Annotated in this window: 4 protein-coding genes and 1 tRNA gene; 2 read left to right on the forward strand and 3 right to left on the reverse strand. The window is 70.3% G+C overall.

All coding sequences use genetic code 11. The features are described from left to right. Together ADY01_RS31365 and ADY01_RS39470 are read right to left on the reverse strand one after the other, a co-directional pair. Window positions 1-1,122, reverse strand: a 1,122-nt coding sequence (locus ADY01_RS31365; RefSeq protein WP_049580110.1) for a cytochrome P450, incomplete at its 3' end; no start/stop codon positions are given. Window positions 1,123-1,845: 723 nt separating this feature from the next. Further along, a tRNA-Leu gene (locus ADY01_RS39470) sits at window positions 1,846-1,928 on the reverse strand. Between the two features lie 71 nt (window positions 1,929-1,999). On the opposite strand from ADY01_RS39470, the gene ADY01_RS31370 reads away from it, so the two are divergent. Beyond that, window positions 2,000-2,947, forward strand: coding sequence for a sigma-70 family RNA polymerase sigma factor (locus tag ADY01_RS31370; RefSeq protein WP_049580111.1), 948 nt, complete (start codon window positions 2,000-2,002; stop codon window positions 2,945-2,947). A 125-nt stretch (window positions 2,948-3,072) separates the two neighbouring features. Here ADY01_RS31370 and ADY01_RS31375 read toward each other — a convergent pair whose 3' ends face one another. Beyond that, the gene (locus ADY01_RS31375) at window positions 3,073-3,978 is read right to left on the reverse strand and encodes a translation initiation factor 2 (protein ID WP_324613426.1); all 906 of its coding nucleotides are present in this window, start codon (window positions 3,976-3,978) and stop codon (window positions 3,073-3,075) included. Window positions 3,979-4,137: 159 nt separating this feature from the next. Here ADY01_RS31375 and ADY01_RS41425 point away from each other — a divergent pair. Further along, window positions 4,138-6,224: caspase family protein (locus ADY01_RS41425; protein WP_049580113.1), on the forward strand; the 2,087-nt coding region annotated here is incomplete at its 3' end.

Raw genomic sequence — 6,224 nt, forward strand, 5'->3', positions numbered from 1 at the left:
GAGGCGGGTCCAGCCGGCGGGTGGGGCCAGGAGTGTGCGGACGTGGGGCTTGCGGGTGCGCAGCCGCACGTGTCCCCGGTGGCCGTGAAGGATGAGGTGGGCGAGGTGTTCGAGAGCTTTGACGGCGAAGCCGTTCGCCGGGCACATGCCGTCGCCTCGGCCGAAGGGGAGGTAGGAGCGCCGCTGGCCGTCGGTCGGCCGCTCCCAGCGCGAGGGACGGAAGTCCAGCGGCCTGTCCCATACGGCCGCCGACCGGTGGATCGCGTGCGTGCCGATCAGGACGTGCTCGCCCTCGTGGACCCGGACGCCGGCGACGTCGTGGTCGGCGGCGGCCACCCTGATCAGGCGCCATGCGGCCGGATACAGCCGCAGCGCCTCCCTGACCAGCCGATGGACCTGCTCTCGCCGCACCGCCGGAGTGTCGTAGCCGTGCAGGATGCCGAGCAACACCACCCATTCGAGAGTCACCCCGGTGAAGCCGACCGTGGAGAGGACGAGGCGTTGCAGCACCTGTGCGCGATCGCCCGGGGACAGCTCTCCGGGCAGGCCGAGCACCAGGTCGACCAGGTCCTGCGCGCCGCCTTCCCGCGCCGGCAGCCGGCCGAGTTGTTCGGCGAGCCCGGCCCTGACGGCGGGCACCGTCCGGTGCGACCGCCTCAGCACGTGGCCGACGATGTCGTCGGCGACGACGCTCGACGTCACGTAGGCGTCGACGAGGGCGTTGATCTCGGTGTGCCGCCGGTGGGCGATGACGGGGGCGAAGTACCGCCGGACCAGCTCGACGCCCCAGCGCTGGTGTCGCAGACGGCCGCGCCTGTCACTCACCTCGCCGAGCGCGGAATCGAGGCCGAACGACGACGGGAGGTCGTGCCGGGCCAGAACCCCGAGCAGTTCGCGGGAGGCTTCGCTGCGGACCGCCGGGGGAAGGGAGTGCGGCCCGAGGCGGAAGAACCCGGACTGGGACAGGTAGGCGCCGGCCGAGTCGACGAGTACGTCCCGGGCCGCGTCGGCATCGGCCACGAAGAGCGTCCCGAAGCGGAGCCTGAACGGGCCGTCGCGGTCCGCGGCCTGCTCCTCCCACCGCCGCAGATGCGGCCACAGACTCTTCCTGTCCAGGAACACGGTCGTCGTCCGCCCATCTGACGCAGGATGGGACGTCAGGCGTTGTGCCCGTACCTGTCGCCGTACTGGTTGCGGCGCGTACGCGCCTCGCCACTGAGCGCCCGAAGCCTCCTGATGACCCATGACATCGCGGCTGTCCTCCCCGCCGGTCGGGTTGCGCCTGGTCCGGCTGCCGAGCGTCAGTCCTGCTGCCCGTAGCCGACGAAGTACCCGTGCCACCGTGCACGCATCTCACCGCTGAGCGCCCGAAGGCTGCTGGTCACCCATGACATCGCGGTCCTCCTTCTCCTCCGGTGCTCCTGGCTGTGCCATGTGATAGGACACCCGCGGCAGCTCACCCGAGGACCCGCCCGCCGCAGGGGCAATCTCACGCTACTCCCGCGGCAGAACCGGGTGAACTGCCGGATTCGGCCAAAGACGGTGGCGCGCCCGGTGACACCAATCCCCCGCATGCGACAACCATCACGCATCGACTCACTGACGCGCCATCCGGACCGGCGGCAGGCCATTCACGTCAGACCCACACGCGGTCGCGGAAACAGGCGAACCCCCACCCCGTTGCCGTCGGGAGCGAGCTGCCCGGTGACCCGCCACGCCCACGGGGCCGTCCGCGGACCCGCCCGCGTCTCCACCTCGCACCCGGCCGCCGGGCGCGCGCGGGGGCGGGGCGCCCGGGACCGCGGGCAGAGCGCGGCAGCGGAGCCTCCGTTCCATGGTGCCCTGTACCCGGGACCGGATTTGCACCGGCAACAGCCCGAAGGCCAGCGAGTTTTAAGCTCACCGTGTCTGCGTTCCACCACCCGGGCACGATCCGACCGGGTGGATCCCGGCCAGGTCTACTGCCTGTATGACTTGAAACGGACGGAAGGTGTGACGCGTGAACAACAACGAGACGCTGGCCAGCCGATTCGAGACGGAACGGCCGAGACTGCACGCGGTCGCCTTCCGGATGCTCGGCACGGCCAGCGAAGCCGAGGACGCCGTCCAGGAGACATGGCTACGCCTGGCCAAGACCGACGCCAGCGATATCCGGAACCTGAGCGGATGGCTGACCACGGTGACCAGCCGGGTCTGCCTGACGATGCTGGGAACGCGACAGGCCCGAGGTGAGGAACCGCTCGACACAGCGGGGCCCGAGGACATGGACCACACAGCCGACGCAGACCCCGTCGAACAGGCCGTGATGGCCGAGTCGGTCGGACGGGCACTCCTGGTGGTGCTCGACTCGCTGACACCAGCCGAACGGATCGCGTTCGTCCTGCACGACCTGTTCACCGTGCCCTTCGAAGGAATCGCCGCAATACTCGAACGCTCACCCACAGCCACAAGGCAACTCGCCAGCCGCGCCCGCCGCCGCATCACCGGCACCACAACAGCCACCACCACCCAACCCGCCACCACGACCAGAGCGGGCCTGGAACGGCAGCGGCAGCTCGCGAATGCCTTCCTGACCGCCACCAGACGCGGGGATCTCACCGCTCTGATGGCCGTGCTCCACCCGGAGGTGGAGTACCGGGCCGACGCCACGGTCGGTCCCACCCGCGCGCCGGCCGTCCTGCGCGGGATCCAGCAGGTGACCCGCGGCACCCTGGCCGGCGCGCAGCGGGCCCAGCACGCCGCCCTCCTGCGCGACGCCGAACCCGCCCTCGTCAACGGCAGGCCCGGAATCGTCTGGGCACCCCTCGGACGCCTGCGCCTGGCCATGGCCTTCACCGTCACCGACGACCGGATCTCCAGAATCGAGGCCATCGCCGACCCCGACCGCCTGCGGCACGTGGAACTGGCCCTACCCGACATGGCGGTGAACCACGACACCACACCATGACACCAGCACGGTCCAAGCCACTGAGCAAACCCGGAACGCAGCCGGGCCCTGCCACGGGCGCCACCGTCATCACGGCGCTCATTGTCCTGCTGGTGCTGGGCCTCGTCTCAGAGGTGCTGTGACGCTCAGGCCAGGCCGAGGCGGCGCATGACCCGTCGTTCGGCAGCCTCGACCGCCCACCGGCCGGAGGACTCGTCGCCGTGCTCGATCACGGCGTCACGCACCAAGGTCAGGTAGAACTGCGCCGGAGCCAGCGGGGTCCATCGCTCCTCGGGCTGGCCCAGCATGAATTCCAGCACCGACTCGGGGGCGGCGTCCACGAAGGCGTGACCGTCGTGCTCCCACTTGTCCTCGACGCCCTTGCTCCACCGGTCGCGCAGCTCCGGCTCCGTCAGCCGGGGGGCGATGGCGCGGAAGAAGCAGCCCAGTTGGTTGTTCACCAGGTCGAGCGCGAAACCGAGCAGTTCCAACTCACCGATGTCGTCGCGCCGGACGGCCAGTTCCTCCCTGAGGGCGCGGTACGCGACGGCGTGCAGGCTGATCGGGGACCCGTCGGCCGGGAGGTCGTGGTGACGTGCCAAGCCCTCGTTGGCGGACGAATTCCACTTCAGCGCATTCGGACCGGCGACGTGCTTGCTGCGGTGGGACATGACCATCATGTGGTCGGCGCCGGTTTCCAGGGCGACATTGACGCCGAAACTGCACCGCATGAACGCCGGGGCCTCCACCGGGTCCCGGTCCTCCAGGTATTCCTGCCGGAGGCTGATCCCATTCGCCTGGTTCCGATCAAGATTGATGGAGGTGGCCAGGAAGTCGTAGTAATCCGCGTCGCACAGCGCCAGGATCGCCCGCGGCTCCTCCTCGTTGTGGGTCCGGGAGATGACCAGGTGCTCGACAGCGAACCGTGGATTGTTCCAGTAATACCGTTCGCCGGCGGCCTCGGCCCGCTTCTGGCCCTCGTCGATCTCGCGCCGCCAGGCGCCGATCTCCTCGGGGAACGCGACCCGTTCGGGTTGGTAGCGAACGCGCATGTTCTCTTCCCTGATGGGGGAAGTGCCGTCTCCCTCGATAAGGTGGCAGCCGGTCTGCCGGCCGCCCACGGTGAACTGGTCCCGGTACGCCATCGCTCCCCCATTGCCGATTTCCGCTGGGCCACTCCCGATTCCCCTTGGCCCCTCTAGGATCATGCCATGGAACCGTGGGGGCGACACGCGGGCGCGTTCCTCGATCGCGCCGAACAGGTGGGGGAAGGGCTGGTCGGAACGGTCGCGGTGGGGCGCTACGGGCAGTCGCGGCTCAATCTCGCCGGGGTGGAATCGGCGCGCGAGCTGTTCACGGAACTGGCGCGGGACCGGCTGGGGTTCGGGCAGGCGGAGGAGCTGGAGGGTGATGGCACACGGGACGCGGTGTGGACGGGCATCGACCGGTTCGCGCGCTCCCCGGCCAAGCGCAAGATCCTCTACTGGACGGGGCACGGCGAGACGACGGAGAACGGCTACGTGCTCGCGTGCGCCGACACGCACGAGGAGGGGGTCGAGGGGCTTTCGCGGGCGCATCGGGCCGTCTCCGTTGTGGAGTTGGTGCGTGAGCTGAGTCAGGATCCGGCCGATGTGCTGCTGATCGTGGACGCCTGCCGGGCGGGCAGGCCGCTGCCGTGGATTCGAGCGCATCTTCTGGTGGACGACCTGGTACGAAGGGCGCCGGACCCCGGGGCGGGCGGTTTCGCGGTGGTGTTCACGGCCGCGGAGAACCAACCCGCTGAGGAGGGGCGTTGGGTGGAGTGGCTACGGCAGGTCCTCGACGATCCGTCGACGACGGCGGAGGACAGGGTCCGGCCCTTTCAGGCGAGCGCGCCCTATGTGCCGTTCTCGCACTTGATGAGCGCGGTGGAGATCCTGGCGAGGCGGGAGGGGGCGCCCGAGGCGGTGCAGTTGCCGTATGGGCATGAGTTGCGGCGGCTGCGGTTCAGCTTTCTGCACAACGAGTACTTCGACGGGGAGCTGCGGCCGACGGCGACGCGTGACGAAAGGGCTGACTGGTTGGGCAAAGGGCTCAGCCAGCCGGCGGTCAGGCCGTTGACGGGCGGCGGCGTGGGCCGGCGATCCGCGTTCACCGGGCGGCGCAGGGCCCTTGCCCGGATCGTGACATGGCTTGATACGCACGCGAATGGGCTCCTGGCGGTGACGGGTCCGGCCGGTTCGGGGAAGACGGCGCTGCTGGGGCATCTGGCACAGCTGACGAAGCCGGGATTCCACGCGTCGCTCGAGGCGCCCCCGCCTCTGGACGCGCAGCCGCGCCTGAGGTCGGTGCACGCCGCGTTGCACTGCCAGGGCCGGACGATGCGGGATCTGTGCGGGGACCTGCGGCGGGCGCTGGAGTTCCTGGCGCTGCGGGCCGGGGTGCAGGACGGGGAGTCGTCTCCGGAGGGGTGTGTGCGGTGGGTGGGGAGGATCAGCGAAAAGGTGGGCGCGCTGAACCTGGTCTTCGACGGCTTGGACGAGGCGGCGGCCGGGCAGCCGTCGGACATCGCGCGGGACCTGCTGAACCCGCTGGCGGCGCTGGGAGCGGTGAAGGTCCTGGTCGGGACGCGGATCCAGCCGCGACAGATGCTGCCGGGGAGGGTGCCCGAGGAGACGCTGTACGAGGTGCTCGACCAGACCGTGCCCGCGGTGGCGCTGGATCAGGACGAGGACGCCGAGCGGGACATCGCACAGCATGTGGCTCGGGTGCTGGCGGAGGCACCGGGGTCGCCGTACGCGGCGGTGGAGCCGGCGGAGGTGCGGCAGGCGGCGGAGGAGGTGGCGGAGCGCAGCGGCAGGCTGTTCCTGGTGGCGGATCTGTGGGCGCGGGATCTGGCTCGGGGGCCGGAGACGCGGGACGGTGAGGCGCTGCGCGAGTATCTGGGGTCCGGGAACGACGCGTTGAACGTACTGATGGAGCGGGAGCTGGCGCAGCTGGACCAGGGTGGGCGGCTGCGGGCGGTGGAACTGCTGCGGCCACTGGCGCTGGCGCAAGGGGCTTGGCTTCCGGAGTCGCGGGTGTGGCTGGCCATGGCGAGCGCGGCGGCGGAGGGGGTGGAGGCGTTCACCGAGGAGCAGCTGCGGACCGTTCTGGCCTATACGAGCGGGACGTTGCTGATACGGGTGGTCGAGCAGGAGGGTGCGGTGTACCGGTTCCAGCATCCGAGCTTCGGACTGCATCTTCTGGAGTCGGCGCCGTTCCCTCAGGCGGTGTTGCACCGGCAGGTGTTCGAGCGGCTGGTGGGGCTGTGCCGGGG

Origin of the sequence: Streptomyces sp. SBT349 (assembly GCF_001083795.1) — a bacterium.
Lineage (GTDB): Bacteria > Actinomycetota > Actinomycetes > Streptomycetales > Streptomycetaceae > Streptomyces.

Bases quoted from the DNA above. Each gene is read 5' to 3' on its own strand.
- ADY01_RS31375 (WP_324613426.1), bottom strand. From the start codon at position 3,978: ATGCGCGTTCGCTACCAACCCGAACGGGTCGCGTTCCCCGAGGAGATC.